Raw genomic sequence first — 25,067 nt, forward strand, 5'->3', positions numbered from 1 at the left:
CCATGAAACAGACCACAATACCCTGCGTACTGATGCGCGGCGGCACCTCGAAAGCCGCCTGTTTTCTGGAGACTGACCTGCCTGCCGATGAAGCGCTGCGCGATCGCGTTTTGCTGGCGGTGATGGGCTCGCCTGACCGCCGTCAGATTGACGGCATCGGCGGCGCCGATCCGCTCACCAGCAAAGTCGCCATTATTTCTGCTTCAGCGCGCCCGGATGCCGATGTCGACTACCTGTTTGCGCAGGTGAATGTGGATAAAGCCGTGGTGGATTATGGGCAAAACTGCGGCAACATTCTGGCTGCGGTTGGCCCGTTCGCCATTGAAAAAGGGCTAGTGAAGGTGCAGGGCGCCACGACGCGGGTGCGCATTTTTATGGTGAACACCGGCCAGATTGCCGAAGCCGACGTCGCCACGCCTGACGGCGCGGTGGAGTATGAAGGCGATACGCAGATTGACGGGGTGCCCGGATTTGCGGCTGAACAGGTGCTCAGTTTTCAGGATATTGCCGGATCCAGCTGCGGCGCTTTGCTGCCAACCGGCAACGCCTGCGATCGCTTTGACGGCATCGCGGTGACCTGCATCGACAACGGCATGCCCGTGGTGCTGATCAGGGCGGCGGATTTGCAGCGCACCGGGCTGGAAACGCGCGAGCAGCTGGATCAGGATGAGGAGCTGAAATCACGTCTGGAGTCGATCCGCCTGCAGGCGGGACCGCGCATGAACCTCGGCGACGTCACCCATCGCACCGTGCCGAAAATGACCCTGATTGCCGCGCCGACCCAGGACGGCGCGCTGACCACGCGCACCTTTATCCCTCACCGCTGCCATGCTTCGATTGGCGTATTAGGCGCGGTCAGCGTGGCGACCGCCTGCCTTATTCCCGGCGCCGTCACGGAGGACGTGGCGCGCATCAGCGACGCCCGCGCGCAGCGGCTGGCGGTAGAGCATCCCACAGGGCAGTTCAGCGTGATGCTGACGCGAGACGCCGCCGGGAATATCACCCACAGCGGCCTGATCCGCACTGCGCGACTGCTGTTTGACGGCCGGGTCGCGGTGCCGGGCTCGGTATGGTTAAAGGATTAAGGAGAGCTGAATCATGCGCATTGCGATTATCGGGTTTGGCGAAGCGGGACAGATTTACGCGCAGGATCTGGGAAAGGTTGCGGATGTGCGTGTCTGGGACAAGAAGTTTGATGGCGCGCAGGCAGAACATTTGCTCGGCGTGGCGGCGAAGTTCGCCGTGCAGCCCGCCCGTTCGCTGGCTGAGGTGCTGGAGGGCGCGCATTTAGTGCTGTCGCTGGTCACCGCAGGCAATGCGCTCGACGTCGCGCAGCAGGCAGCACCGCTACTGGCGGCCGGCCAGTATTTGCTGGATTTCAATTCCGTGGCGCCCGAAACCAAGCGTGCCGCTGCGCAGGCGGTTGCCTCAGGCGCCGGCGACTATCTGGACATTGCGGTGATGGCGCCGGTGCCGCCTGCACGGCTGGCCACGCCGTTACTGGCTGGCGGGCAACATGCCAGTGATGTGGCGGCCACGCTATGCGAACTCGGCTGTCACGCGCGCGCCGCGAGCGAGCGCATCGGTGACGTGTCAGCCATTAAGATGTGCCGCAGCGTGATGATTAAAGGGCTGGAGGCGTTAACCACTGAATGCCTTAGCGCCGCGCAGCGCTACGGCGTGGAAGAGGCGGTGCTGCGTTCGCTGCACGCCAGCTTTCCGTCGCTGGGATGGGATCAGCAGCTGCCGCACTACCTTATCAGCCGCGTGGCGGAGCATGGCGTCAGGCGCGCCGAAGAGATGGGCGAAGTGGTGAAGACCCTGCAGGATGTGGGCGTGTCCGCGGCCATGAGTCGCGCGACGCAGCAGGTGCAGGCGTCGCTGCCGGCGCAGATGGCGACGCACGATCTGCGCTACAGCGATTTGACCCCGTTTATCTGGCAGGAGGCGCTGGACAGACTGCAGCCCAAATAAGGGCATTAAACACCGCAATGCCGTTGAGGTACTCTCCTCAGCGGCGCTGGTTTTCCCCCTGACGCGGGCCGGGCGCCCGCATCGTCGATTTCCCTCTCCCTGTAACGCTCTCAAACTAACCACTCTTTCCTTCCCTGTTCACACGCTGCCCGCCTGAGGCTGCTAATGGACGCCTGTCAGCCTGTTAACGCGGTCACAATATAAATGAAACTCATACCTTTTGCGTGAAAAGCCACTGATCGCCCGGATAAAAGGCAGTTACCTTATCCCTTAATAACGATGAAACATCGATACCTTTACCTGTACTGGAGATTTTCATGGCAAATCAACTTCCTGAGCCTTGTTACGATATTGCTCACCTGGCGCACGTTGAGATTTTTACGGACAAATTTGAAGAAAGTCTCCACTTCTTCGTCAACGTCTATGGCCTGACCGTCTCGGCTCAGGATGAGGATCACGCATGGCTGCGCGCCTGGGATGATTACGAATTTCATACCCTGAAACTGACGCGTCATCATACAACGGGTGTCGGACACATTGCCTATCGCGCCAGCTCGGAAGCGGCGCTGATGCGACGCGTGGCCGTCATTGAGGCCAGCAAATATGAGGTGATCGGCTGGCAGGAGAACGATCAGGGCCACGGCCGCGCCTTTCGCTTTATGGATCCTTTCGGGCATGTATTTGAGATTTATTACGATACCGTGCGCTATCAGGCTGAAGCCGCCGAGCGTCCATCGCTTAAAAATTTAGCGCAGCGCTACCATGGGCGCGGCGCTTCGCCTCGCCGCCTCGATCACCTTAACCTGCTGGCGGCGGACGTCAGTGAATTCAAACTGTTTATGGAAACCTGTCTTGGCTCGCGGGTAACGGAGATGATCCAGCTGGATAACGGCCGTATTGGCGGCTGCTGGTTCACCATCAACAATAAAACCTACGACCTGGCCTGCACCGAAGAGCATGGCGGCGGCAACGGCCGTCTGCATCATGTGACCTACGCCACCGACACCCGTGAGGACATTCTGCGTGCGGCGGACATTTTCCTTGAAAACGGCGTCCATATAGAAACCGGGCCGCACAAGCATGCCATTCAGGGCACCTTTTTCCTCTATGTCTGGGAGCCGGCGGGCAACCGCGTTGAGCTGGCCAACTCCGGCGCGCGCCTGATTCTGGCGCCGGACTGGGAAACCATCGTCTGGACCGAAGCGGAGCGTAAAAAAGGGCAGGCGTGGGGACTAAAAACCATTGATACCTTCCACACCCACGGCACCCCGCCAGTGGCCAAAGAACACAAAGAATAATAACGGCTCCGCGGGCGGCGCAATCTCACCCACTTTTTCAACATCCAGGCGACAGGTGAATAATGAAAACGGGATGGTACGGTGAACTGAATAAGGACGAGAAAAAAACATGGTGGGCCTGTCTGGGGGGATTCACCCTGGATTCCATGGACAGCACCATCTATTCGCTGGTGATGCCAATCTTACTCAGCCTGGCCATTTTAACCAAAGCCGAGGCGGGCATTTTAGGCTCTGCGTCGCTTATCGGCAGCGCCCTGGGCGGCTGGAGCGCGGGCTTTCTCGCTGACCGCTGGGGCCGCATACGCGTGATGCAGCTTACCGTGCTGTGGGTCGCCTGTTTTACCGCGCTGACCGCGCTGTGTGGCGAGTTCTGGCAGTTTCTGATCGTCCGTTTCCTGCAGGGGCTCGGCTATGGCGGGGAAGTGGTGGTCGGCGGCGTGCTGATAAGCGAGGTCATCCGCGCCAGCTATCGCGGCCGGGTAGGCGCCTCTATCCAGAGCGGCTATGCGCTGGGCTACGCTATCTCGTTAACCGTCCTGCCGATCCTGCTTTACTTTTTTCCGCAGGAGCTGGCGTGGAAGCTGTTCTTTCTGATCGGCATCGTGCCGGCCATTCTGGTCTGGTTTATTCGCCGTCTGGTGCCTGAGTCGCCCGTCTTTACTCAGCGCTCGCCGCAGCAGCAGAAGCGTAAGATCACCGAGATCTTTCAGCTAAAGCACCGCCGCATTACCGTTACGGCGACCCTGCTGGCCAGCGGCATTTTTGGCGGCGCCTATATTATGATCACCTGGCTGCCGACCTATCTGCGTATGGAGCTGGGGCTGCCGGTGGTGTCGATGTCCGGCTATTTAGCGATAAATATTCTGGGCTCGCTGGTCGGCCCTTTTATTTATGGTCGATTAAGCGACAAGTTTGGCCGCTGGAAAACCATTATTCTCTTTTTGCTGTGCCAGATCGGCGTGGTTAGCGTCTATATGTTTGCCAGTATCAGCCTTGATATCACGCTGGGGCTCGGCTTTTTGCTGGGAGCGCTGCAGGGCGGCCTGGCGTCAGGCTTAACGCCTGCTTTCTCTGAACTCTATCCCACGCAGATCCGCGGCAGCGGCGCGGGATTCTGCGCCAGTTTTGGCCGCGGATTCGGCTCTTTAATGCCCGCGCTGGTCGGCATCGTCTCGAGTCATATCGCGCTGGGTTACGCGATGGGCGCGCTGGCCATTACCTCTTACTGCGTCGCTATCATGGCGGCGCTGTGTCTGCCCAACGCAACGGGCGTGGATCTGGCGCAGGTGGAATAGCGCGTATCGGTGCAGGATTTCTCAGGTTTCCAGCGCGGAAAGGATGACGGTTTCCGTTTTCTCTGGGGTAGAGCGGCGCAAAACCCCTGATGAGGCTACCGTCGCGGCCGTTCAGGAACCTGGGGAAGTTCCATTTGATCCGCTCGCCAGGCACGCCGCGCAGTGCCTGTTTCAGACACCTTCACTTTTATAGTGTTGATTACGCTTCAGGATCGCCTGCCAACGCTGAGCGTGATGGCTGATGTTTGAAAGCATGCGCATCCATGGATACCTGGCAGGAAGCACTGCACATCTTCGCGCTACATCACGCGCAGGCAGACAGGCTGCCTGCGCAGGCAGCAGCGCTACGCCTTTCTGAACCGGCGAGTTAAGGGTTTTTCGATCTCGACAATCAGGAACATCACAAAGCCGATGACGAAGGTGATAACCCAGTAGCGGAAAGGCAGCGCCGCCGTGCCAAACAGCATCTGCATCACAGGCGTATAGATAATAAGCAGCTGCAGCGCCAGCAGCACCGCGCTGACGACCCAGATGCCTTTATTGAGCAGCAGCCCTTTATTCAGGGAGAAGCCGTTGGAGACGCGGCAATTCAGCATATAAAACCACTGCGCGGTGACCAGCGTCTGCAGTAGTACGGTGCGAATAAACTCGGGCGAATAGCCGCGCGGTTGCAGCCACGCCTCAAGGACAAAGGCGCTGACGGCAATCATCGAGCCGACGAAGATCACGCGCCAGATAGCAAAGCCATCCATCACGTGCAGCTTTGGATCGCGCGGAGGACGCCGCATGATGTTCTGCTCGCCCGCCTCAAAGGCCAGACCGAAAGAGAGCGTGGCAGAGGTCGCCATGTTCATCCACAAAATCAATACGGGCGTCAGTGGGATCAGATTGCCAGCGAGCAGGGCGATAATGATCAGCAGCCCTTGCGCCAGGTTAGTGGGCATTATAAACAGAATGGTTTTCTTCAGATTGTCGTAGACGCGGCGTCCTTCGCGCACCGCGCTGGCGATAGTGGCGAAATTGTCATCGGTTAGCACCATATCCGCCGCTTCCTTGGTCACCTCTGTTCCCTTGATGCCCATCGCGATGCCCACATCTGCCTGCTTCAGCGCCGGCGCGTCGTTCACGCCATCGCCGGTCATGCCAACAATCTCTTTTTTCTGTTGCAGCGCCTGCACCAGGCGGAACTTATCTTCCGGGCTGGTACGGGCAAAAATGTCATAGTTCTGCGCCGCTTCACTAAGCTGCTGTTCGTTCATCTTCTCCAGCTCGCGGCCGGTGATCGCCGAGGCGGCATTACCGATGCCCAGCATCTGGCCAATGCTCATGGCGGTTTGCGGATGGTCGCCCGTGATCATCTTGACGCGAATGCCCGCCTGCAGACAGTCTCCAATGGCGGTAATGGCCTCCGGCCTCGGCGGATCCATCATCCCGGCAATCCCTAACAGGATTACTCCCTGTTGCAGATCCTGGTGCGTAAGTTCGCGCTGCCCAGGCGTCGCAGGCTTCCATGCCGCCGCCACCATGCGCAGCCCTTCTCGCGCATACTCTTCAATTTTCGCTTCCCACCAGGCGAGATCCAGCGGCTGCAAACCATTTTCCGTCTGCTGCTGCTGGCACAGTCGGAACAACACGTCGGGCGCACCGGTAATCAGAATGCGCTCCTCTTCGCCGATGCGATAGAGCGTCGACATGTATTTATACTGCGAGTCGAACGGGATTTTACTGCGCAATTCGCTGGTCACGGCGGGCAACTGGCCTTTGGCCGCCAGCACTTTCAGGGCGCCCTCGGTTGGCCCGCCGGTAATACGCCAGTATCCATGCTCATCTTTGACCAGCTGGCTGTCGTTGCAGAGATCGATGGTGCGCAAATAGTGCGCCAGCAGCGAGCCGGGTACGACGGCAGTAGGATCAGGTCGATCGATTTCGTGGATGTTGCCGACCGGTTCATAACTGTCGCCGCTCACCCGGTAGATGCGATCGGCGTGAATAATGACCTTAACGGTCATCTCATTCATCGTCAGCGTGCCCGTTTTATCTGAGCAGATAACGGTCATAGCGCCGAGCGTTTCCACGGTCGGCAGCTTACGGATAATCGCCTGCTGGCGGGCCATGGTCTGCACACCCAGCGACAGGATAATGGAAATTATGGCGGGAAGCCCTTCGGGCACCGAGGCAACGGCGAGGCTGATCAGGGAAAGCATCAGCTCAGAAACCGGCATATCGCGGAACAGCAGGCTGAATACAAACAGCGCGGCCATCATTGCCAGAATGATCAGGAAAATGGCCTTGCCCAGCTTGTCCATCTGCACCAGCAGCGGCGTGCGATGTTTTTCAATGTCGGACATCATCTGGTTAATATGGCCAAGCTCGGTATCGCCGCCGGTGGCGACCACCACGCCCTTGCCGCCGCCTGAGCTGACGGTGGTGCCGGAGAAGAGCAGGTTGGTGCGATCGCCCAGCGGCAGTTCGCCGGTCAGCGCATCCGTTCCTTTCTCCACCACCGTGGATTCGCCAGTAAGAATTGCCTCTTCCACGCGCAGATTGTGGGCTTCGATAACCCGCAGGTCGGCCGGAATGCGATCGCCCGCGCGGATGACCACCACATCGCCGGGCACCAGCGCCGTTGTAGGCAGCGTTTCGTGCTGGCCCGCGCGGATGACCACCGTTTCGCTTGAGAGCATATTACGGATGCTCTGCAACGATTTTTCCGCGTTGCTTTCCTGAATATGGCCAATCAGGGCGTTCACCACCGCGACGCCGAGGATCACCAGCGTATCGACCCAGTGCCCCATGACTGCCGTCAGCACGGCGGCAGCCAGCAAGACGTAGATCAAGACATCGTTAAAGTGGGCTAAAAAGCGCAGCCAGCCAGGCTTGCCCTTTTTCTGCGGCAGGGCGTTTTCGCCGTAACGCTGCAGGCGCGACGCCGCTTCGGCGCCGCTTATGCCGTCGGGCGAGCTTCCTGTATTGGCCAGCGTTTCTTCAATGGAAAGCTGATACAAGGCGCTTTCTGGTTTAGCTGTATTCATCGCTTTCTCCTTAAATCCTGTTCAGGAATTAAAGGCAGTGATATTCCGTTATTCACACATTCTGATTAAGCAAAAAGCGGTAGACGCTAGCCTTTTGCCTGTGATGGCGCTCGCTTATAGCTGAAATATAAGTGATTAATGTTTGCCTGGCGGAATAAAGCCATTTATTTCCGTAGCGCGAAAATGAAAAAAGAATGAGCGCTATAAAAGTAGCACAGGCCTGAGAAATATATTCAACCAATCATATAGCAGGCGATTTAACAGTGACTGAATAAGCCGGAAAGCTTTAAGTGCCGGGTGTGCATCCCTTTATTTTGGTGTTAAATCAGCTGGTTGTATTTTGAGCGAATGCGTTATTAATTTTGTTAAAGAGCGGATTATTGCGCATAGGATAGTCTAAAAATCTGATATGTTAGTATTATTTAGCATTATATTCTATGTATTGTAGGGTAATTAGCGCTTGAATAAACTTTACATTTGGCAATTGCTGCGTCTATTCTCATTCGGAGACAGTTAAATCTATGAATCACCAGTGCCATTTCTGGCGCTGGTGGTGATTTCCTGCGACTGGGGTTTAGGGAGGCATTCATGCCCGTTTATAGCCTGCTTCGTCTGACGCTATTCGTTGTTCTGGCGATTGTGATTAGCTCTGCGGTAGGTTTATTCACCTATATGGTTGTTTCCGCGCTTGGTGAATAAATTAACCCTTTAATAATTGTGCCGACAATTAAATCGTTGTTGCTGGGGGTATAACAGTGACTCGCTATTTCATCTTCACCCTGACCTTTGTTATTTTCTTAACAACAGCTTGCGATCAAAAACAGACGGAAACCGTCGCCGCGCCGCGCATGGTGAAAGTGGTTGAGGTAGCCGCGTCCGACGAGGCGCAGCAGCGCGTTTTCCCGGCGAGAATAGAGTCCGGCGATTCAACTGAATTATCCTTTAAGCGCGCGGGCCAGATTGAATCTCTGCCCGTGCGTCAGGGCATGCGCGTGGTGCAGGGCGACGTCCTCGCCAGCCTCAACGCGCGTGAGGCGCAGCAGCGGGTAAATGAGAGGCGAACCGCCGCCACACTTGCGCAGCGGCAGTTCGCCCGCTTCCAGAGTCTGGCTGGACGCCAGGCGATTTCGCAGGCGGAGATGGACGTACAGCGCGCCAGCCGCGACGCGGCGGAAGCCGCGCTGAACATCGCGCGCGAAGAGCTCAGCCAGATGACGCTGACCGCGCCTTTCGACGGCGTGGCGGCCGTGGTGAATATCCGCAATCACCAGGTGGTGGCCGCCGGCCAGTCTGTGGTCACGCTGAGCCGCAACGATCTGCTCGACGTGGTGTTCAACGTGCCAGAAAACCTGTTTACCGCCCTTGATATGCGCAATATGGCCTACCGGCCGGTGGTCCGTATCAACGCGCTGCCCAACCGCACCTTTCAGGCTGAATACAAAGAGCATACCGCCAGCAGCAACAGCGCGACCCTGACCTGGCAGGTGATCCTGACCCTGCCGCGTCCGGCCGATTTTCCCGCGGTTGGCGGCGTCAGCGGCACCGTCACCATCGACCTGGCGAATTTGCCGGCTGGCGTGCGCCGTCAGGCGCTGGTGGTGCCGGTGGAAGCACTATTCAACCCGGACAACAGCCCACGCAATACGCCTCACGTCTGGGTGGTGCAGGGCAGCGGCGACGCGCTTCATGTGGAAGATCGTCAGGTTGAGGTGGGCGAGGTCACCGATGGCGGCGTGGCGATCCTCAGCGGCCTGACGCCGGGCGAAAGGGTGGTTGCCGCCGGCGTAAACGAACTGCATGCGCAGCAGCCGGTGCGCATCTGGACGCGCGAGCGGGGTCTGTAATGGATATCTCCCGGCAGTTTATCGACAACCCCGTTCGCGTCTGGCTGGCTATCCTCTTGTTGGGTGTTGGCGGCCTTTTCGCGCTGCTGAATATTGGCCGGCTGGAAGATCCCGCTTTTACCATCAAAACGGCGGTGGTCATCACCCACTATCCTGGTGCCTCCGCCCAACAGGTTGAAGAGGAGGTCACGCTGCCGCTGGAAAACGCGCTGCAGCAGCTGCCCTATCTCGATAACGTTAGCTCGATCTCCTCGAACGGCCTGTCACAGATCACGGTTAATATCGCCTCGCACTACCATTCTGACCAGCTGCAGCAGATCTGGGATGTGCTGCGGCGCAGAGTGGACGACGCCGCGCGCGCGTTTCCACCCGGCGTCGCCGCGCCCTTTGTGAATGATGATTTTGGCGATGTATTCGGCTTTTTCTTTGCCATCGACGGCAAGAGTTTCAGCAATGACGAGCTGGTGCAGTATGCGGAACAGCTGCGCCGCGAGCTGGTGCTGGTACCGGGCGTGGGCAAGGTCGCCATCGGCGGCGCGATTTCGCCGCAGATCAATGTAGACGTGTCGCTGACGAAAATGGCGGCGCGCGGCATGACGCTGGCGCAGCTCTCCGCCGCGCTGGGCCGCCTCAACGTGGTATCGAACGCTGGCGAAATCCGATCCGGCATGGAATCGATCCGCCTGCATCCCACCGGCGAGTTTAACAATCTTGCCGAGCTGAGCAATCTGCTGGTCAGTCCGTTGGGCAGCACCGCCGCCACGCGATTAGGGGATATCGCCACGCTTTCTCGCGGCCTCAGCGAGTCGCCTTCCAGCATCTACCATGCCAACGGCCACCCGGCGATCGCGATGGGCGTCTCATTCGTCGCCGGAGTTAACGTCATCGACGTGGGTCGCGCGCTGGCCGCCCGGCTGCAGCAGATGTCGGCGGAAAAGCCGGCGGGCCTGCATATCAGCGTGTTCTACGATCAGGCGGCGGAAGTGGCGCAATCGGTGAGCGGCTTTATCGCCAACTTTTTAATGGCGCTGGCGATTGTGGTCGGCGTGCTGCTAATTTTCATGGGCCTGCGCAGCGGCATTATCATCGCCCTCTCGCTGGCGCTTAACGTACTGGGCACGCTATTGATTATGTACCTGCTGGGCATCGAGCTGCAGCGTATCTCGCTGGGCGCTTTGATCATTGCCCTGAGTATGCTGGTAGACAATGCCATTGTGGTGGTGGAGGGCGTGCTGATCGCGCGCCAGCAGGGATCGCCGCTGGTGACGGCGATGAACCAGGTGATCCGGCGATCCGCCTTTCCGCTGCTGGGCGCGACCGTTATCGCTATTCTGGCCTTTGCGCCTATCGGACTGTCGCAGGATTCCACAGGCGAATACTGTAAATCGCTGTTTCAGGTGTTGTTGATTTCGCTGATGCTGAGCTGGATCTCCGCGCTAACTCTGACGCCGGTGCTGATAAAACGGTGGCTGTTCAGCGCCCGCGCGGTGCCGCCGGACGCGACGGCGGCGTCGCCCTACGACGGCGGCTTCTACCGCCTCTATCAGCGCATGCTGAACAGGCTGCTGGCGCGAAAAAGCGTCACGCTCTCGCTGATGGTGCTGCTGCTGGCGCTGGCAATCTGGGGCTTTGGCGCCGTGCGGCAGAATTTTTTCCCTGCCGCAAATACGCCGCTGTTCTTTGTCGATCTCTGGCTGCCTTACGGCACCGATATCAATGCCACTGAGAAGATGGCCAGCGAGGTGGAAAAAAGCATCAACGGCCGGCCTGGAGTGCTGACCACGGTGACCACCATCGGACAGGGGAGCATGCGTTTTATGCTCACCTATAACGGCCAGCGGCAGTACAGCAACTATGCGCAGATCATGGTGCGTATGGACGACCAGCGCAAAATCGCAGCCTTCACGCGCGAGCTGGACATTTCCCTGGCGCGCGACTATCCGCAGGTGAACGCCAGCACCCACCGCGTGATGTTTGGCCCCTCAGGCGGCAGCGCCATCGAGCTGCGCATTAAAGGCCCCGATCCCGATCGCATGCGGCATATCGCCAGTCAGGTGAGCGCGATCCTCGCCGCCGACCCGGCGACCGACAGCGTGCGCAGCGACTGGCAAAACCGCAGCAAAGTGATCCGCCCGCAGTTTAACCCAGAGCTGGGCCGCGAACTGGGCGTGGATAAAAAAGAGGTCGACGAGGCGCTGGAGATGAATTTCAGCGGCAGCCGCGTAGGGTTGTATCGCGAAGGGGCGGATCTGCTGCCGGTGGTGGTGCGCCCGCCGGTCAGCGAGCGGCACGACGTCAATCATCTTAATAATGTGCTGGTGTGGAGCCAGAGCCAGCAGCGCTACCTGCCGCTGAGCAACGTCGTCGCCGGATTTGCGCTGGAGTGGGAGGATCCGCTGATCCTGCGCCGCGATCGCAGCCGGGTGCTCACCGTGATGACCGATCCCAGTCCGCTAAGCCAGGATACCGCCGCCGATATTCTGGCACGGGTCAGGCCGGACATCGAACAGCTCAGGCTGCCGCATGGTTACAGCATCGAATGGGGTGGCGATGCGGAAAGCTCCAGCGAAGCGCAGCAGGGCGTTTTCTCTACCTTGCCGCTCGGCTATCTGGTGATGTTCGCGATCACCGTGCTGATGTTCAGCTCGCTGAAAAACGCGGTCGCCATCTGGCTGACCGTGCCGCTGGCGCTGATTGGCGTAACGCCCGGTTTTCTGCTGACCGGCATCCCCTTTGGCTTTATGGCCCTGATCGGACTGCTGAGCCTGAGCGGCATGCTGATACGCAACGGCATTGTGCTGGTGGCGGAGATTGAGCAACAGAAGCAGCTGCGGCCGCAGCATGAAGCGATCTTATACGCCGCTACCTCGCGCCTGCGGCCGATTCTGCTGACTGCATTCACCACGGTGCTTGGCCTGGCGCCGCTGCTGCGCGACGTCTTTTTTCAGAGCATGGCGGTGGTGATTATGTTCGGCCTGGGCTTTGCGACCCTGCTGACGCTGCTGGTGCTACCGGTCATCTACGCCTGTTTCCATCCGCAGCGCGCGTCGGCCGCGCCATGAACGCCACCGGGCTGAATATGATCAAAACGCTGGGATGCATGGCGGCGGTGACCTTTTTCACCCTTTACAATACCTGGGACCGCTACGATTACGATTATCACTGGCTGCTTGAGTTTCTGACCTTTATCTCCACGGTCGCCACACCGCTGTTTTTTGTCGTCGCCGGTATTATCGACGCGCGCGCCGAACGGCAGCGTCGCTGGCCGCTGAGGAAGATCGGCAACGTTGTGCTGGTGTTTCTCTTCTGGATGGCGGTTTATTACCTCTGGGAGCCTTATCAGCGCGGCTATCTGATTCAGCCGTGGTTTCTCCTCGCTTTTCTGGTGATTTACAGCCTGCATCCGCTGATCCTCTGGCTCAGCGCACATCGCCGCCTCTTCTGCGCGCTGGTGTTTTGCCTGCTGCTGCTCTCCTACTGCTACGATCTGCTCGCCGTGCTCAGGCCGCAGAATCCGCTTTTTGCGCTGGCGCCGCAGTATCGTCTCTGGACCTGGCTGCTGTTTTATCTGACCGGTCAGCTGTTGAGCGATGCTCGCATCAGCGACTGGCTGAACCGCACCCACGTCAGCCGTGGCGCTATTTACGCGCTGCCCTTTACCTATCTGTTCACCTGGTTTTATGAAAAACACTTTTTCTTTGCTCTGTTTAAGGCGGATCGCAACGCCTTTATTTTGACCGGCTCGCAGATCTATATCCTGGTGGTGGTGCTGGTGATTGCGGCCAGCCGCGTGCGCTTCAGGCGAGATGCGGCGTTGAAAGAGCGGATCATTGCGACCATCAGCAAAACCATGACGGGTGTGTATATCCTGCACTACTCCGTATTTGATTTTTTGTCCGCGTTTGTGCCGATTACGTCGCTGGCTATTAAGCTGACGCTAATCCTTTTTACCTTTGCCGTGTCGGTGTTGCTTGCCCGCTTATTGCTGGCAAACGGCCTGTTGAAAAAGGTTATTACCCTTTAACAGGCTCAAATTAAAAGCCGTAGCGAAGCCAGGCGAAAAGGACATTGCCGTTATTGTGCGTGCCGGGAATATAGGTGAACTGCAGGTTGACGCGCTTATAACCGGCAGAAAAGAGCGGAAGAACAATAGGCAGCGGAACATAATTGGCAAAGTCGTCGCGCGCCGTTATGCCTGCGGTTAATCCCAGCCCCAGCCGAAAATCGCGCTGTTCGTCCAGATACCACCCCTTTTCCCAGCCGTAACCAATAATGGGTTGCCATTCATTATGGGAGTCTTTAAAAGCCATAGCGTAGAGCGCGCTCCAGTTGCCGTCATCATCATAGCGCGATACGCCAAAGCCGCCGCCCCAGGGCGTTTCATTATAGTTATCCGTTTTATCTTTATCGTAGGCGAAGCGGGCATGCCAGCTGATAAGAGGAAGATAAATATCGGTGCGCTGGGGAGATTGCGCGGTCTGTGAGACGTCGTTTTTGAGCCAGCTCCAGCCATCGTGCAAGGAGGTGGCGGCGCTGGCAAACGGCAGGAGCAGCATACAGGGCAGACACAGAGCCAGAGAAACGGTTCGCATGTTGAATCCTTCCGTCAGGTTACTGAGGAAAACAGAGCAGGCCCGAATGATCTGAAACTCAACGCTAAGATTGTTGAGTTAATATTATAGTTGTTTTGCTCGGACATATTCGGCTGCGGCGCGCCGTTTTGCCGCTGATAACCAGCTACTTTGCGGAGACCGCACGCCGATGAACCAGAATTGGGTAAAATCGATGGCTCCCATTGCTCAGGGCATTATGCTGCTGGCATCGCTGACGCTGGTGCTGATTGGCCTTCACCTGGCGGCGCCGCTGATCAATCAGGTGTTGCTGGCGCTTTTTCTGGCCGCAATGCTCGATCCGCCCATCAGCCGGCTGGCGCGGCGCGGCATCCCGCGCATTATTTCCTCGCTGCTGCTGATTGCCATTTTGCTGCTGGCGATCGTGATTATTGCCATGTCCGTCAGCGCTTCGGCGCCGCACCTGATTCAGTTTAGCCGCCTGACGCAAAGCCTTTTCATCGACAAGCTGCACACGCTGGTAGAGCTGCTTGGCCAGATGGGCATTGTGTTGACCGTTGATGAACTGCTTAATTTTGTCGACGCCGGCGGCGTGGTGCGCGTCGTCACTGCCCAGCTGTCGCTGATCCCGGGCATGCTGTCATGGTGGCTGATGGTTTTCCTGATGCTGCTTTTCATGCTCTATGAGCTGCCGCTGCTGAATCACTTTCTGCGCGGCAGCGAACGTCACAGCAAACTCTATCAGGCGCTGGAAGAGGGAGTGCAGAGCATTATTATTTACGCGCGGATGAAGACGCTGACCGGTCTGCTCGGCGGCGCGATCGTCTGGGCGGCGGCGGCGCTGCTCGGTTTGAAATTCGCCTTTCTCTGGGCGGTGCTGATGTTTATCTTCAACTACGTTCCCGTGCTCGGTTCATTCCTCGCCGCCATCCCGCCGGTTATCCAGACGTTTATTGTGTTCGATGCGCAGATCAGCCTGCTGAGCGTGGTGTTCTTTGTCTTTCTTAACCTGTTTCTGAGTTCGGTGCTGGAGCCGCTGATGCTGGGAAGACAGTTGAACCTGTCTCTTACCGTGCAGCTGCTGGCGTTTTTGTTCTGGCAGGCGGTGCTGGGTTTGACCGGCGCGGTGCTGGCAATCCCGCTGACCTTTCTGCTGAAAAAGATCTGGCAGGCGGTTTCTCAGCGTGATGAAGAATAGGGGTGGGCAGGAGCGGGAAGTTTTTAATGAGGCACTGAACCAGCTGGCCCTACTGATGGCTGCGGAATTCATGACCGGCAGTAGATGCATGCGCTGGTAAACTATATGCTGCAGGGGGGTGAAACTGCGGATGCAGGTGCCTTTATCCGCGAACTGGCGCAGCGGGTAACACAACATAAGGATGATCTGATGACGATTGCACAGCGGCTTGAACAGAAAGGCTGACAGGAACGACGGTTGGAAGGCCGGTAAGAAGGTTTACGCGAAGGCGTACAGGAAGCCAACATGAAGATCGCCCGCACTTTGTTAAAGAACGGTATGGACATTCAGTCTGTTATGAATGTGACCGGTCTGTCTAAGGAAGATTTAAGCAGGCTCGTTAATGAGTGATCTGGATTTCAGGTACCAAGTTCATTGCCCATCAGAGACCAGCCTTCGTAATAAGAGACAGGAAAAGCCAGGATGTTTGCATTCGAATGAACTAGTTTCGTAAGAAACTCAGAAACGGCCCGCACACGCGGGGTATGAGACAAATCAGAATGGGTAACTAGCCATAGCGGATAGTCGATATCAGAGGGGATATCCAGACAGACTAAGCCACGGCGGTTAGCTACAAAATGAGGGAGCAAGGCAATACCAGCACCGGCATTTACTGCTGCGACATGAGAGGCGAGGGAGGATGTTTCCAGAATGAGAGGTTTACCATCCAGTTTATCCTTAAGCCACTTTGCCGTTGGCAGATGTGATTGTTGTTTTGTCCAGCCGATAAAGCGTCCCTGAGTATAAAGTTGTTCCTGTGAAGCGAATTTATTGTTATCGATAAACTCTTTACTGCCATAAAGTCCAAACCCCATCACCCCCAGCCTTCTGACAGTAACATTTCCCCGCTCTGGTTTAACCAGTCGTAATGCAATATCAGCATCAACCTGATGAATATTAACGATTTTACTGTCAGTGACTATTTCCAGATTCAGGTATGCATGATTCTCCTGCAACTGATATAGCGCAGGTAAAATAAGTTCATTGGCCAGCATTTCTGTGGTCGCAAGGCGTACAGATCCAGCAATTTCTTTTGGTTCTGTAGCTCGGGAAAAAAGGCTTACCACAGATGCTTCAATCATTTCTGCCTGAGGCAAGAGAGCTTTACCTTCAGTAGTCAATTTATAACCTGACTGATGATGAACAAAAAGCCGCTGCCCAAGTGATTCCTCAAGTCGCTCAACCCTACGACCCACTGTCGCTATACCCAATCCAAGAGCCTTTGCAGCATTTCCTAAAGTACCTGAATGAGCAACGGACAAAAATACATGAATATCATCCCAGATAAGCTTTCTGTAAATTTTATTTTTCACAAATGAAAAATCACTTTCCATATTTAACTATTTTCATGTCATTAAGTGAACATCTATTATACATACATAGAGCAGTAAGTGTAGCGAAGATAACTTTGCAGCATATTATGCTTTTTAATTACCTGAGCAAAAGTCAATTAACATCTAATTGTTATTGCTGACAAATAAATACTCTTAACATGATAAGGTAGATAATACAAATGACTTTAAAAAGAAAGGTTTTGGTAACAGGCGGAGGCGGTGGAATAGGCGCTGCTATTGTTAAGAATCTGCTAAAAGACGGGCATAATGTTGCAGCTGCTGATATTGATTTCAGTGCTTTTTTAGACTCTCACCCGTCCTTGATTAAACTAAAACTTGATTTGCGTAATGACCTAAGTTGTCGGGGAATCATTAACGAAACAATTAAAGTTTTTGGTAATATTGATACGCTTATTAATGCCGCAGGAGTTTGTTATGGTGGGGATCCTGAAACAGCTGACGTAAATGAATGGGATGAAACATTCAACGTTAACGTCAGAGGGATGTTTAGATTAACCCAACTGGCACTGCCTTACCTTAAAAAATCTCCGCGGGCTGATATTATTAATGTTTCATCAATATGGGGGACAGATTACAACCCGAATCTTCTTTCATATTCCTCTTCAAAATTTGCTGTTGAGGGATACACAGGTGGTCTCCGTAACTGGGCATTTACACAAAATATTAGAGTAACATCATTGCAGGTTGATAAAGTGGACACCGGATTTCGCAGAAACTTAGGCCCCAAGGGTGATTTCCCAGTTGAGCAGCTTAAAAAAATGCTTACACCTGATGATGTATCAGATGCGGTATGTTTTGTACTTAATATGCCATCTACAGGATGCGTATCTTCAATGCGACTCGATGCTCCCTTATGGTATCAGAATAATGAGGATTAAAATAAAATGAAAATCTCTCCGAAAACTGCGGCATTATTAACATTACTGGCAACTTTTTTCTGGGGGTCCAATTTTCAGGCTACCAGAGTGGCAATTTCTACTGTGCAACCATGGTCAGCATCAGCTGAACGTTTTCTCATAGCAGTGATAGCAATTTTCATTTACATGTCGTTTAAAAAATTAGTGACGTACAATGCCCTAAAAAAGAATATCGTGGCATTTATTTTTCTCGGTGCTATTGGTGTGGCAGGATTTAACGGCGCGCTTTTTGTTGGCTTACAAACATCCAGTCCGGTTACAGCGGCGTTGATTATGGCCACAACACCTATTTCAGCCAATTTACTTGAGGCAATAATTAGCAAAAAAATGCCACAATTAATAAGACTTTTAGGTATGCTGGTAAGCTTGTTTGGAGTGTCGATGGTGATATCAAATGGGGAGGTAGTAACAGGTGGGACATTAAATTTCTCTTACGGTGATATTATTATCTTTGTCGGTAGTCTCGGCTGGTCTGTATATACTGTTGGAACCCGAGCAATGGTGACGGACTCGACGCCACTGGAAACCACTGCCTGGACAATGTTCTTCGGTGCGTTACTCCTTACAGCAATAGCCTTTATGTATGAACAGCCTTTCAGTTCGCTCGCCGCAGCAACAATGGCTAGTCATCTGGCAGGGTTATATATGGGAATTGCAGGCTCTGTTCTCGCCTATTTATTCTGGGTAATTGGTATTTCTATTCGGGGGCCGGGCAAAACATCAGTATTCTTCAATTTTGTTCCACTGTTTGCCATTCTGGTACAGATAATGTCAGGTACAGTACCAGGTATCATTCAGATAATTGGTTCAATCATCACCATCTTCGGTGTGCTACTAGGCCAAGGTCAGTTATCGGGCTTATTAAAAAAGCAAGTTTTGGTGTAGCATTTATTAAGTGACAATCGATTCTTTAAATAAACTAACTTTTTTAACGGAGTAATATTATGTCTGCTAAATATATTTTAATTTCTACTTACCCACTCAAAACCGGCATTGAATTCAATGATATCAAAAATATCCCACGAATTCAGAGGGGCAAACAATTCTATCTCTCAGAAGAACTCGATGTTGAGGAAATTGTTGAATTGAGAGCATATAATGATTTTAACGAAATTTGTAAAGATGAGGAGCTTCTTGAATCCGATTTTAAATCATTTTCACCATATTTGGCAGGGGACATTCGTCGAGAAATTCTAAAATTTGTTGAGAGCCCAATCCCAAATGAAAATATTCTTCCAAGAAGCCGGTACATGCAGTTGCGACATGTTGAAGTTCCACCTGAAAAATATGAAGCCTATCGTGCATGGCGCGCGGAAACTATCTTTAAAGTCGTTCACGACAATAAAGTAAATATCAAAAGCTTTGAGTCATACCACTCACTTATCAGTGGCCAACCGGGAGTAATGTTTGTATCGGCTTTTGATGTTGATAAAGATGTATATGTTGAAGCGTTTACTAATGAACGCTATAAGAAAATTATTCGCGAAGCAGATAGCTATATTACAGATTCGAACGGCGGATTGTATACTCGTATTTATCGAGCCATCAATCATTAATGTAAGGGGAATAAGATGATTAGGAAAATGATGGTTGTAGGAGATAAATTTGTAAATTTTACACAACATGAAAATGTTGTCACTGTTGCCCAACTAGAAATGCTGATAAAGATCCCTTCAAATGTTATTAGTGATAATACTGAGTTTATTCCCGGGCAGGGGATCTGCCAAGACTCTCTCAGTACAATTGTTAAGAACCGCAGCACAAATGAAAAAATTAACCTCAATAGTCTTGTAGGTTATGCATCTGAAAAAAAGAACAGTTATTCCCATAAAAAGTTGAAAAGCAATACACTTATTGGGTCATGCAGTCAAATAAGTAACAGTATGTTTTCACTTCCTCTGATTATTAACGAGAACAGTGAGCTCATGTCTGATCATCAAACAGGTCAGCATGTGCAGGGTATGATTCTGGTGGAGGCAAGTCGGCAAGCATTCATTGCAGTAACAGAAGAGTTTTTATGACTGAAAATAGAGGTAATTCGTATTATGTGATCAATAATATGAATATTGATTTTCATAACTTCATGTTTCCGCTGCCTGCAACAATCCATTATGAAGTAACGGAAAAGGATATAAATGACCGGAGGGCCCGGTTTAACGCCATTATCAGCGTCATTCAGGATGGGAAATTGTGCTCCAGTATGTCAGTGCGTTTCACTGTCTACCCTTCTGAGGTTATAAGCTCAAGGGAATCAGATCTGGCAGCAATAGCACTCAGCAGTGTTCTTAACAACTCAGGGATGGGTTACCTACAATGACAATGCACGGCCAGAACTACCGGCTGGCCGTGACCACGCAGGGGCCCTTATACCCCCCTGCGGAGGTTATGGACGCCGACGGAAACTTTATCGTTATTGGTCAGATAATCCGTGAAAAGGAAACAACCTGGGGAGCAGCTATTGTTAGCAGTAAAAGTCCGCTTCCACCGTACGGACAATTTCTGCCATACACCATCGTAAAAGAACTTGAAGATGCGGCAGAACAGTCACTGAAGAAAATCGTTCTTCATACACTACCGTTACCTCTGCCTTCAAACAATTATCCAATGTTGTTTGCGCCAGAACAATGCCCTGAAGCTTTTAAAGTAGTCAGGGAACGGCTCCCTCTACATGAGGGGTATATTGCAGATTACCGAAAAAATGATGGACGAAGAAAACTACCAGCAATAACTTTAGCTGATTGGCTCAGGGCGAGTGGGGAACTGGCGGTCACCCTCTCAGACGATAAAAAGAGCGCAGTCTTTAACTTCAGCTTCAAAAACCTTGTCCCCCACAGTATTTACACGGTAATGAGTCTTCGTGAAAAGGATCTGGCTGTAAAAGCTCCAAGTCGGCCTGGCCCACTCGGTATTCCTAATGTATTTGTTACTGACGCAAACGGGGATGCGGAATTTTGGGCTGAACTTCCGGATCCTTTTCCGCCAAAGACTGAAGACAGCAACCGAATTATCAATGTCGTCGTGCTCTTTATGAGTAGCCAACAGAGTTATGGTGGCGCAATCGGCTTACACGGCTTGGGAGGAGATATTCACGCTCATTTAAAACTCAAAGCATCAGGATTCTGTGAACTCACTACAGTGGCCTAAGCATGAAAATGAATATTTTATTAATGGAGGTATGATATGAAATCAGTTGCAGCGTTTTTTGATGTTGACAATACTCTTATTAAAATAAAAAGCATGTTTCATTTTTACAAGTACTGGTGTGATCTAAGATCCGCTCTTCATGAGTATCATCAATTTACTAATCTTTTCTCGCACGCATCTCAACAACAAACCTCTCGTGAAGAACTTAATAGAATGTACTATCGTCAATTTAAGGGGGTCGATATAGAAGAGTTGAATGTTGCTGGAAAAAAATGGTTCTCGCAATTTTTTAGTGACTCAAGTTTACTTATTAATGATACAATTTACGCATTAAATGAACATAAAAAAAACGGCTATGAGACTGTTTTTGTCTCAGGCTCTATGCTTCCTCTATTAAGTCCACTGGCTGAAAAACTTGAAGTGGATACAATTATCTGTACCACACTTCTGCACGATAATGGTGTGCTGACAGGGTATATTGGGTCTCCTCAGATAATAGGTGAGGGTAAGAAAGAAGCTGTACTCTCATACCTTCATCAGACTGGTATCGCAGCGGATAACTGTTATAGCTATGGAGACGATATATCTGACATACCAATGCTGTCTATAATCGGTAACCCCGTATGTGTTGGCGGCTTGTCACCGCTTGCAGATTATGCCTGTAGTAAAAAATGGAATATTATCAACTAGCATCATTAAAAACTTTAAAAAGAAGTAAGAGCGCATAAAGTTTATTTATGCGATATATGAAATATACTAAATTATTTGCGAGATATTACTGCGCTGTATTAGCAACATCCAATTGCATCAAATTATCTCATTGCGGCTAATTAATTAGCTCACTAATACAAGGAAGATTTTATGAAAGAAGTAGTTGTTGTTGCAGCCAAAAGAACTGCAACCGGTAGTTTTCAGGGATCGCTGGCTACTCAGCCAGCAACCACTTTAGGTGCATCGGTTATCAGAGCATTAATTGAAGAAAATAATATTCCTGCTGAGGAGGTTGAACAGGTCATTATGGGGCAGGTTTTAACCGCAGGCTGTGGTCAAAACCCGGCACGCCAGTCTGCATTGCTCGCAGGATTACCTGTGTCAGTTAACGCACTAACTATAAATAAAGTGTGCGGCTCCGGGCTTAAAGCGGTGCATCTCGCTATGCAGGCTATCCAGTGTGGAGATGCGGAAATGATCATCGCCGGGGGACAGGAAAACATGTCACTTGCCCCCCACATTCATACAAATTCCCGTACGGGACAAAGACTGGGACATAGTGAGATCAAAGACTCTCTTATTCATGATGGTCTCTGGGATGCTTACTATAATATTCATATGGGTATTACTGCGGAAAATGTCGCTAAAGAATATGGTATTAAACGAAGTCAACAGGACGAATTTGCTCTGCAATCCCATCAGCGCGCAAATTTAGCTCAATGTAACGGTTTTTTTAATAACGAAATCGTCCCTGTAGAATGCTTACAGAAGGGAAAAGAAAGTGTATTCTTTGATAAAGATGAAGGGATCAGAGTAACCAGCCTGGATAAATTATCCTCTTTGAATCCAGTTTTCAGAAAAAACGGTAGCGTTACAGCAGGTAATTCCTCCACCCTTAATGATGGAGCAGCAGCAATTCTCCTTTGCAGTAGAGAAAAAGCTTTGCAACTTAATTTACCTGTCATAGCCATTCTGGGTAATTTCAGCAATACAGGTATTTCTCCGGATATTATGGGGGCTGCGCCTATACAAGCTATCCAGAAATGCCTTAAGAAGCAGAACTGGAAGGCTTCTGAGATTGACGTTCTTGAATCTAACGAAGCCTTTGCAGCACAAGCGTTGGCAGTATTGGATTCAGTAGGAGTGCATCCTGAGAAAGTTAATCCATCAGGCGGTGCTATTGCCTTAGGCCATGCAATAGGAGCATCAGGATGCCGTATTTTAGTAACATTGATCCATTACATGAACCGAAACCAACTAAACAAAGGCATTGCTGCATTGTGCATCGGTGGAGGGGAAGGTGTAGCACTTGCTGTTACTACAAACTACTAAAAAATAAGCCACTCACTGACCCTCTGGAAGTTAATGTTCCGGAGGGTTGTATACTCTAGCAATACAGATGCCTTTATTGAGCAGCAGCCCTTTATTCAGGGAGAAGCGATTGGAGACGCGCCAATTCAGCATTTAAAACCACTGCGCGGAGACCAGCATCTGCAACAGAACGGTGCGAATAAACTCGGGCGAATAGCCGCGCGGTTGCAGCCAAGCCTTAAGTAGAAAGGCGCTGACGGCAATCATCGAACCGACGAAGATCACGCCAGTCATGGTGGGAACCGTCGATCTGTATGAGTTCTCCGAAGCAGTCACGGCGGTAGCGCGGCCGGTAAACCCGTGGTTTGCGTCTGGAATACGGAAGCCAGAGACCGTCAGCGATCATCCATTTCCTGAGCGTTTCTACAGAAACGGTAATATCGTGGCGCTCCCTGAGTTTTTCAGCGGCCAGCGTGGGGCCAAAATCACTGTAGTTTTCGTGTAATAACGCCATTGTTCTCAGCTTCAGTGATTCAGGCAGCCTGTGATTACCGGAGCCACCACGGCGCAGACTGACAAGACCCGTAGCGCCTGCATCTCAGAAACGATTTACCAGCCGCTAAACCTGACGTTCAGTTAACTTTAACCGGACAGCAGCATCACGGCGACGCATACGCTTTTCGACAACGGCCTGAATAACGTTAACCCGGTTTAATTCTTTATCTGACATGGTCACTAACATCCGGATGTCCTTGCTGCAGAGAGGTTTTATCCTTTATGCCGTAGAAGGTGACATCTCTAAATGGGAGAAAAGTGACATTACTACATTGGTGTTACACTTTTGGTGCGCACAATACTATTTATGTTAAATAAAGAGTTGTTCCTGTTATCAAGACCGGTAATTTAGTCTTATTCCTCTCAGTTAAACAGAAGCTAACGCTTTTCAGGTGATCAGTCTCACCTTCTACGCAGCGGTTTAGGCCGAGCGTGCGGGCAAGCACTGATGGGATTATAGGGTAGCCAGTAGTAAGTATACTTTCAGTACAGTCGCAACGCGACAGTCGCCCGGAGTTTGATACGCTGCTCCGCTGGTCAGACCCGAATTGACGGCGGCTGAAAGTAACTCACCGATGAATTCATGCTTGCAATGAATACGGATTTTTTTAAGCTAGCTGCCTGAAAAATTGAAAAGGATATTCTATGAAAGGTATTTTAATTGCATCTTTGAGCGGCTTGCTTCTGGTGGGATGTGTACAAAAAGATCCCCCCAGGACTCTTTATCAGGACGCAACCGGTGAAACAGCTAAACTGCGTGTTATTGGGTTCACAGATTACACGACTCTACATCAGATAAAATCGTGTACAGAATCAACTGATTTAGGTTATTTACGGCCCGAGAAGAATGAGGATCGTAATCCTCCACGCATAGTGGATAAAGGATTCAAAAAGGCTGTTCCAGCCCCTGCCAATGTGCCTCTGGACTATCAGGAACGCTACATCCCTACTCAGGGATGGCTTGATATTCGGTCAGCTTTATTCGCCAGTGATGGTGGGATCTGTACATTACAGACGCACTGGTTTAAGCCTGAAAAAGATGCACTGTACGAAATGCGTAACCGGTTGAATAAAGAAGGTAATATTTGCTCTATGGAGTTTGTTAAAGTAGACCATACAACAGGAAGCGCGGAAAGGGTCAAAACTCATACAAAAGTTGCCGAATTTCTACCCTGCCAAACAATAGCCAATTAGCAGCTATACAAACATATCTTTTAAAAGGCCCGGTACGCCGGGCTTTAACGTTTGATTTGACGCGTCTGGTGTCTTCAAGCTTTTAGCTGATTCGGGAATATGTGGGTTTACCGAATGCCCGCAGAAGGGCTTAAAAAACCGCCTGGCGGGTCTAATCTACCAGCTCTTATCAGGGCTACTCTTTGTAACAGAACCGCCGTGTACAGTGGCATCAATAGCATTGCGACAATCTTCGGTGCCGCGCGGATTGGAAGCTTTTCTGCATTCCTCAAATTTAGCGGTACGCTCTTTATCATGCGCTTTATACCAATCAAGGCTTTTAGCATCTGCATCGCAGCCGGTAAGCAGTATGGTTGCCAGCAGGCTCAGTGAAATCAATTCCGCTTTCATCAAATCTTCCTTTTAGTGAGTGAATCCCGGGAGCAATTATAGTCCCGCAGCGCGTACCGTTGTACGGTTCGGCTGAATCAGGGTTTTACCAATTGGCGGAAAAAAGAAAAAAGGCCGCATTTTGTCGACAAAAAATTAGGGGGATAGATGGAATGCGCTTAGGATCTGACTTGTGCCGGAAACGGCATCTATGAGGCGAAAAAAAACCTGTTTGGTAAACCAAGTTAATTTTCTGTACC

Annotated in this window: 21 protein-coding genes and 2 pseudogenes; 17 read left to right on the plus strand and 6 right to left on the minus strand. The window is 52.1% G+C overall.

Annotation, left to right across the window (positions count from 1 at the left end):
• Window positions 1-2 precede the first annotated feature (2 nt).
• The 4 genes from B2J69_RS12035 to B2J69_RS12050 all read left to right on the plus strand — a co-directional run bounded on the left by B2J69_RS12035 (window position 3) and on the right by B2J69_RS12050 (window position 4,567).
• Window positions 3-1,085 carry a 4-oxalomesaconate tautomerase gene (locus tag B2J69_RS12035; RefSeq protein WP_081139527.1) on the plus strand — a complete coding sequence of 361 codons (1,083 nt, stop codon included), beginning with the start codon at window positions 3-5 and terminating at the stop codon, window positions 1,083-1,085.
• Between the two features lie 10 nt (window positions 1,086-1,095).
• Entirely contained in the window at window positions 1,096-1,974 is an 879-nt protein-coding gene (locus tag B2J69_RS12040; RefSeq protein WP_407944743.1) for an NAD(P)-dependent oxidoreductase, read from the plus strand.
• A gap of 317 nt (window positions 1,975-2,291) precedes the next feature.
• Window positions 2,292-3,272, plus strand: a complete 981-nt coding sequence (locus B2J69_RS12045; RefSeq protein ID WP_081139529.1) for a VOC family protein — start codon at window positions 2,292-2,294, stop codon at window positions 3,270-3,272.
• 62 nt (window positions 3,273-3,334) lie between these two features.
• Window positions 3,335-4,567 (plus strand): MFS transporter, encoded by a 1,233-nt coding sequence (locus B2J69_RS12050; protein ID WP_081139530.1) that lies wholly within the window; start codon window positions 3,335-3,337, stop codon window positions 4,565-4,567.
• 344 nt (window positions 4,568-4,911) lie between these two features.
• Here the strand turns inward: B2J69_RS12050 and B2J69_RS12055 are convergent, their stop codons facing one another.
• Window positions 4,912-7,599: a cation-transporting P-type ATPase gene (locus B2J69_RS12055; RefSeq protein ID WP_081139531.1), complete on the minus strand. Its 2,688-nt coding sequence runs from the start codon at window positions 7,597-7,599 to the stop codon at window positions 4,912-4,914.
• Window positions 7,600-8,354: 755 nt separating this feature from the next.
• On the opposite strand from B2J69_RS12055, the gene B2J69_RS12060 reads away from it, so the two are divergent.
• Genes B2J69_RS12060 through B2J69_RS12070 form a run of 3 tightly spaced genes read left to right on the plus strand, consistent with a single transcriptional unit; the run spans window position 8,355 to window position 13,467 of the window.
• Complete coding sequence (locus B2J69_RS12060; protein WP_081139532.1) at window positions 8,355-9,443, plus strand: efflux RND transporter periplasmic adaptor subunit; 1,089 nt, start codon at window positions 8,355-8,357, stop codon at window positions 9,441-9,443.
• On the plus strand, window positions 9,443-12,505 hold the full coding sequence (locus B2J69_RS12065) for an efflux RND transporter permease subunit (RefSeq protein ID WP_081139533.1): 3,063 nt from the start codon (window positions 9,443-9,445) through the stop codon (window positions 12,503-12,505). Before B2J69_RS12060 ends, B2J69_RS12065 begins: the two co-directional genes overlap by 1 nt.
• Window positions 12,502-13,467: an acyltransferase gene (locus tag B2J69_RS12070; protein WP_081139534.1), complete on the plus strand. Its 966-nt coding sequence runs from the start codon at window positions 12,502-12,504 to the stop codon at window positions 13,465-13,467. Before B2J69_RS12065 ends, B2J69_RS12070 begins: the two co-directional genes overlap by 4 nt.
• 10 nt (window positions 13,468-13,477) lie before the next feature.
• Here B2J69_RS12070 and pagP read toward each other — a convergent pair whose 3' ends face one another.
• On the minus strand, window positions 13,478-14,035 hold the full coding sequence (gene pagP / locus B2J69_RS12075) for a lipid IV(A) palmitoyltransferase PagP (protein ID WP_081139535.1): 558 nt from the start codon (window positions 14,033-14,035) through the stop codon (window positions 13,478-13,480).
• A 169-nt stretch (window positions 14,036-14,204) separates the two neighbouring features.
• Between pagP and B2J69_RS12080 the strand changes: the two genes are divergently transcribed.
• Complete coding sequence (locus B2J69_RS12080) at window positions 14,205-15,212, plus strand: AI-2E family transporter (protein ID WP_081139536.1); 1,008 nt, start codon at window positions 14,205-14,207, stop codon at window positions 15,210-15,212.
• Window positions 15,213-15,296: 84 nt separating this feature from the next.
• Window positions 15,297-15,437 (plus strand): hypothetical protein, encoded by a 141-nt coding sequence (locus B2J69_RS24080; protein ID WP_158083433.1) that lies wholly within the window; start codon window positions 15,297-15,299, stop codon window positions 15,435-15,437.
• Between the two features lie 173 nt (window positions 15,438-15,610).
• Here B2J69_RS24080 and B2J69_RS12090 read toward each other — a convergent pair whose 3' ends face one another.
• Entirely contained in the window at window positions 15,611-16,585 is a 975-nt protein-coding gene (locus tag B2J69_RS12090) for a LysR family transcriptional regulator (protein ID WP_081139537.1), read from the minus strand.
• A gap of 179 nt (window positions 16,586-16,764) precedes the next feature.
• Here B2J69_RS12090 and B2J69_RS12095 point away from each other — a divergent pair, with 179 nt between their 5' ends.
• From B2J69_RS12095 to B2J69_RS12130, 7 genes are all read left to right on the plus strand, one after another.
• Window positions 16,765-17,484 carry an SDR family oxidoreductase gene (locus B2J69_RS12095; protein WP_081139538.1) on the plus strand — a complete coding sequence of 240 codons (720 nt, stop codon included), beginning with the start codon at window positions 16,765-16,767 and terminating at the stop codon, window positions 17,482-17,484.
• Between the two features lie 6 nt (window positions 17,485-17,490).
• Window positions 17,491-18,408, plus strand: coding sequence for a DMT family transporter (locus B2J69_RS12100; RefSeq protein ID WP_081139539.1), 918 nt, complete (start codon window positions 17,491-17,493; stop codon window positions 18,406-18,408).
• Window positions 18,409-18,467: 59 nt separating this feature from the next.
• The gene (locus B2J69_RS12105) at window positions 18,468-19,079 is read left to right on the plus strand and encodes a hypothetical protein (protein WP_081139540.1); all 612 of its coding nucleotides are present in this window, start codon (window positions 18,468-18,470) and stop codon (window positions 19,077-19,079) included.
• A 15-nt stretch (window positions 19,080-19,094) separates the two neighbouring features.
• Window positions 19,095-19,544: an AfsA-related hotdog domain-containing protein gene (locus B2J69_RS12110; protein ID WP_081139541.1), complete on the plus strand. Its 450-nt coding sequence runs from the start codon at window positions 19,095-19,097 to the stop codon at window positions 19,542-19,544.
• Between the two features lie 364 nt (window positions 19,545-19,908).
• Window positions 19,909-20,667, plus strand: a complete 759-nt coding sequence (locus tag B2J69_RS12120; protein WP_236722715.1) for a hypothetical protein — start codon at window positions 19,909-19,911, stop codon at window positions 20,665-20,667.
• A 36-nt stretch (window positions 20,668-20,703) separates the two neighbouring features.
• Window positions 20,704-21,357, plus strand: coding sequence for an HAD family hydrolase (locus B2J69_RS12125; protein WP_081139544.1), 654 nt, complete (start codon window positions 20,704-20,706; stop codon window positions 21,355-21,357).
• A 171-nt stretch (window positions 21,358-21,528) separates the two neighbouring features.
• On the plus strand, window positions 21,529-22,710 hold the full coding sequence (locus B2J69_RS12130) for an acetyl-CoA C-acetyltransferase (protein ID WP_081139545.1): 1,182 nt from the start codon (window positions 21,529-21,531) through the stop codon (window positions 22,708-22,710).
• Between the two features lie 60 nt (window positions 22,711-22,770).
• On the opposite strand, the pseudogene B2J69_RS24535 reads toward B2J69_RS12130, so the two are convergent.
• Window positions 22,771-22,974, minus strand: a pseudogene (locus B2J69_RS24535) (cation transporting ATPase C-terminal domain-containing protein); the annotation flags it as partial.
• 1 nt (window position 22,975) lies between these two features.
• Window positions 22,976-23,419 (minus strand): annotated as a pseudogene (locus B2J69_RS24345) (helix-turn-helix domain-containing protein); the annotation flags it as partial.
• Between the two features lie 470 nt (window positions 23,420-23,889).
• On the opposite strand from B2J69_RS24345, the gene B2J69_RS23830 reads away from it, so the two are divergent.
• Window positions 23,890-24,438: a hypothetical protein gene (locus B2J69_RS23830; RefSeq protein ID WP_143806281.1), complete on the plus strand. Its 549-nt coding sequence runs from the start codon at window positions 23,890-23,892 to the stop codon at window positions 24,436-24,438.
• A gap of 156 nt (window positions 24,439-24,594) precedes the next feature.
• Here B2J69_RS23830 and B2J69_RS12145 read toward each other — a convergent pair whose 3' ends face one another.
• Window positions 24,595-24,828: an EexN family lipoprotein gene (locus B2J69_RS12145; RefSeq protein ID WP_081139547.1), complete on the minus strand. Its 234-nt coding sequence runs from the start codon at window positions 24,826-24,828 to the stop codon at window positions 24,595-24,597.
• Between the last annotated feature and the right edge of the window lie 239 nt (window positions 24,829-25,067).

The organism is Pantoea latae (assembly GCF_002077695.1).
Lineage (GTDB): Bacteria > Pseudomonadota > Gammaproteobacteria > Enterobacterales > Enterobacteriaceae > Pantoea > Pantoea latae.

Excerpts from the sequence above, each read along its gene's own strand:
- B2J69_RS12035 (WP_081139527.1), top strand. The coding sequence starts at position 3 with ATGAAACAGACCACAATACCCTGCGTACTGATGCGCGGCGGCACCTCG.
- B2J69_RS12045 (WP_081139529.1), top strand. The coding sequence starts at position 2,292 with ATGGCAAATCAACTTCCTGAGCCTTGTTACGATATTGCTCACCTGGCG.
- B2J69_RS12050 (WP_081139530.1), top strand. The coding sequence starts at position 3,335 with ATGAAAACGGGATGGTACGGTGAACTGAATAAGGACGAGAAAAAAACA.
- B2J69_RS12055 (WP_081139531.1), bottom strand. The coding sequence starts at position 7,599 with ATGAATACAGCTAAACCAGAAAGCGCCTTGTATCAGCTTTCCATTGAA.
- B2J69_RS12065 (WP_081139533.1), top strand. The coding sequence starts at position 9,443 with ATGGATATCTCCCGGCAGTTTATCGACAACCCCGTTCGCGTCTGGCTG.
- B2J69_RS12070 (WP_081139534.1), top strand. The coding sequence starts at position 12,502 with ATGAACGCCACCGGGCTGAATATGATCAAAACGCTGGGATGCATGGCG.
- pagP (WP_081139535.1), bottom strand. The coding sequence starts at position 14,035 with ATGCGAACCGTTTCTCTGGCTCTGTGTCTGCCCTGTATGCTGCTCCTG.
- B2J69_RS12080 (WP_081139536.1), top strand. The coding sequence starts at position 14,205 with ATGAACCAGAATTGGGTAAAATCGATGGCTCCCATTGCTCAGGGCATT.
- B2J69_RS24080 (WP_158083433.1), top strand. The coding sequence starts at position 15,297 with ATGCATGCGCTGGTAAACTATATGCTGCAGGGGGGTGAAACTGCGGAT.
- B2J69_RS12090 (WP_081139537.1), bottom strand. The coding sequence starts at position 16,585 with ATGGAAAGTGATTTTTCATTTGTGAAAAATAAAATTTACAGAAAGCTT.
- B2J69_RS12095 (WP_081139538.1), top strand. The coding sequence starts at position 16,765 with ATGACTTTAAAAAGAAAGGTTTTGGTAACAGGCGGAGGCGGTGGAATA.
- B2J69_RS12100 (WP_081139539.1), top strand. The coding sequence starts at position 17,491 with ATGAAAATCTCTCCGAAAACTGCGGCATTATTAACATTACTGGCAACT.
- B2J69_RS12105 (WP_081139540.1), top strand. The coding sequence starts at position 18,468 with ATGTCTGCTAAATATATTTTAATTTCTACTTACCCACTCAAAACCGGC.
- B2J69_RS12110 (WP_081139541.1), top strand. The coding sequence starts at position 19,095 with ATGATTAGGAAAATGATGGTTGTAGGAGATAAATTTGTAAATTTTACA.
- B2J69_RS12120 (WP_236722715.1), top strand. The coding sequence starts at position 19,909 with ATGGACGCCGACGGAAACTTTATCGTTATTGGTCAGATAATCCGTGAA.
- B2J69_RS12125 (WP_081139544.1), top strand. The coding sequence starts at position 20,704 with ATGAAATCAGTTGCAGCGTTTTTTGATGTTGACAATACTCTTATTAAA.
- B2J69_RS12130 (WP_081139545.1), top strand. The coding sequence starts at position 21,529 with ATGAAAGAAGTAGTTGTTGTTGCAGCCAAAAGAACTGCAACCGGTAGT.
- B2J69_RS23830 (WP_143806281.1), top strand. The coding sequence starts at position 23,890 with ATGAAAGGTATTTTAATTGCATCTTTGAGCGGCTTGCTTCTGGTGGGA.
- B2J69_RS12145 (WP_081139547.1), bottom strand. The coding sequence starts at position 24,828 with ATGAAAGCGGAATTGATTTCACTGAGCCTGCTGGCAACCATACTGCTT.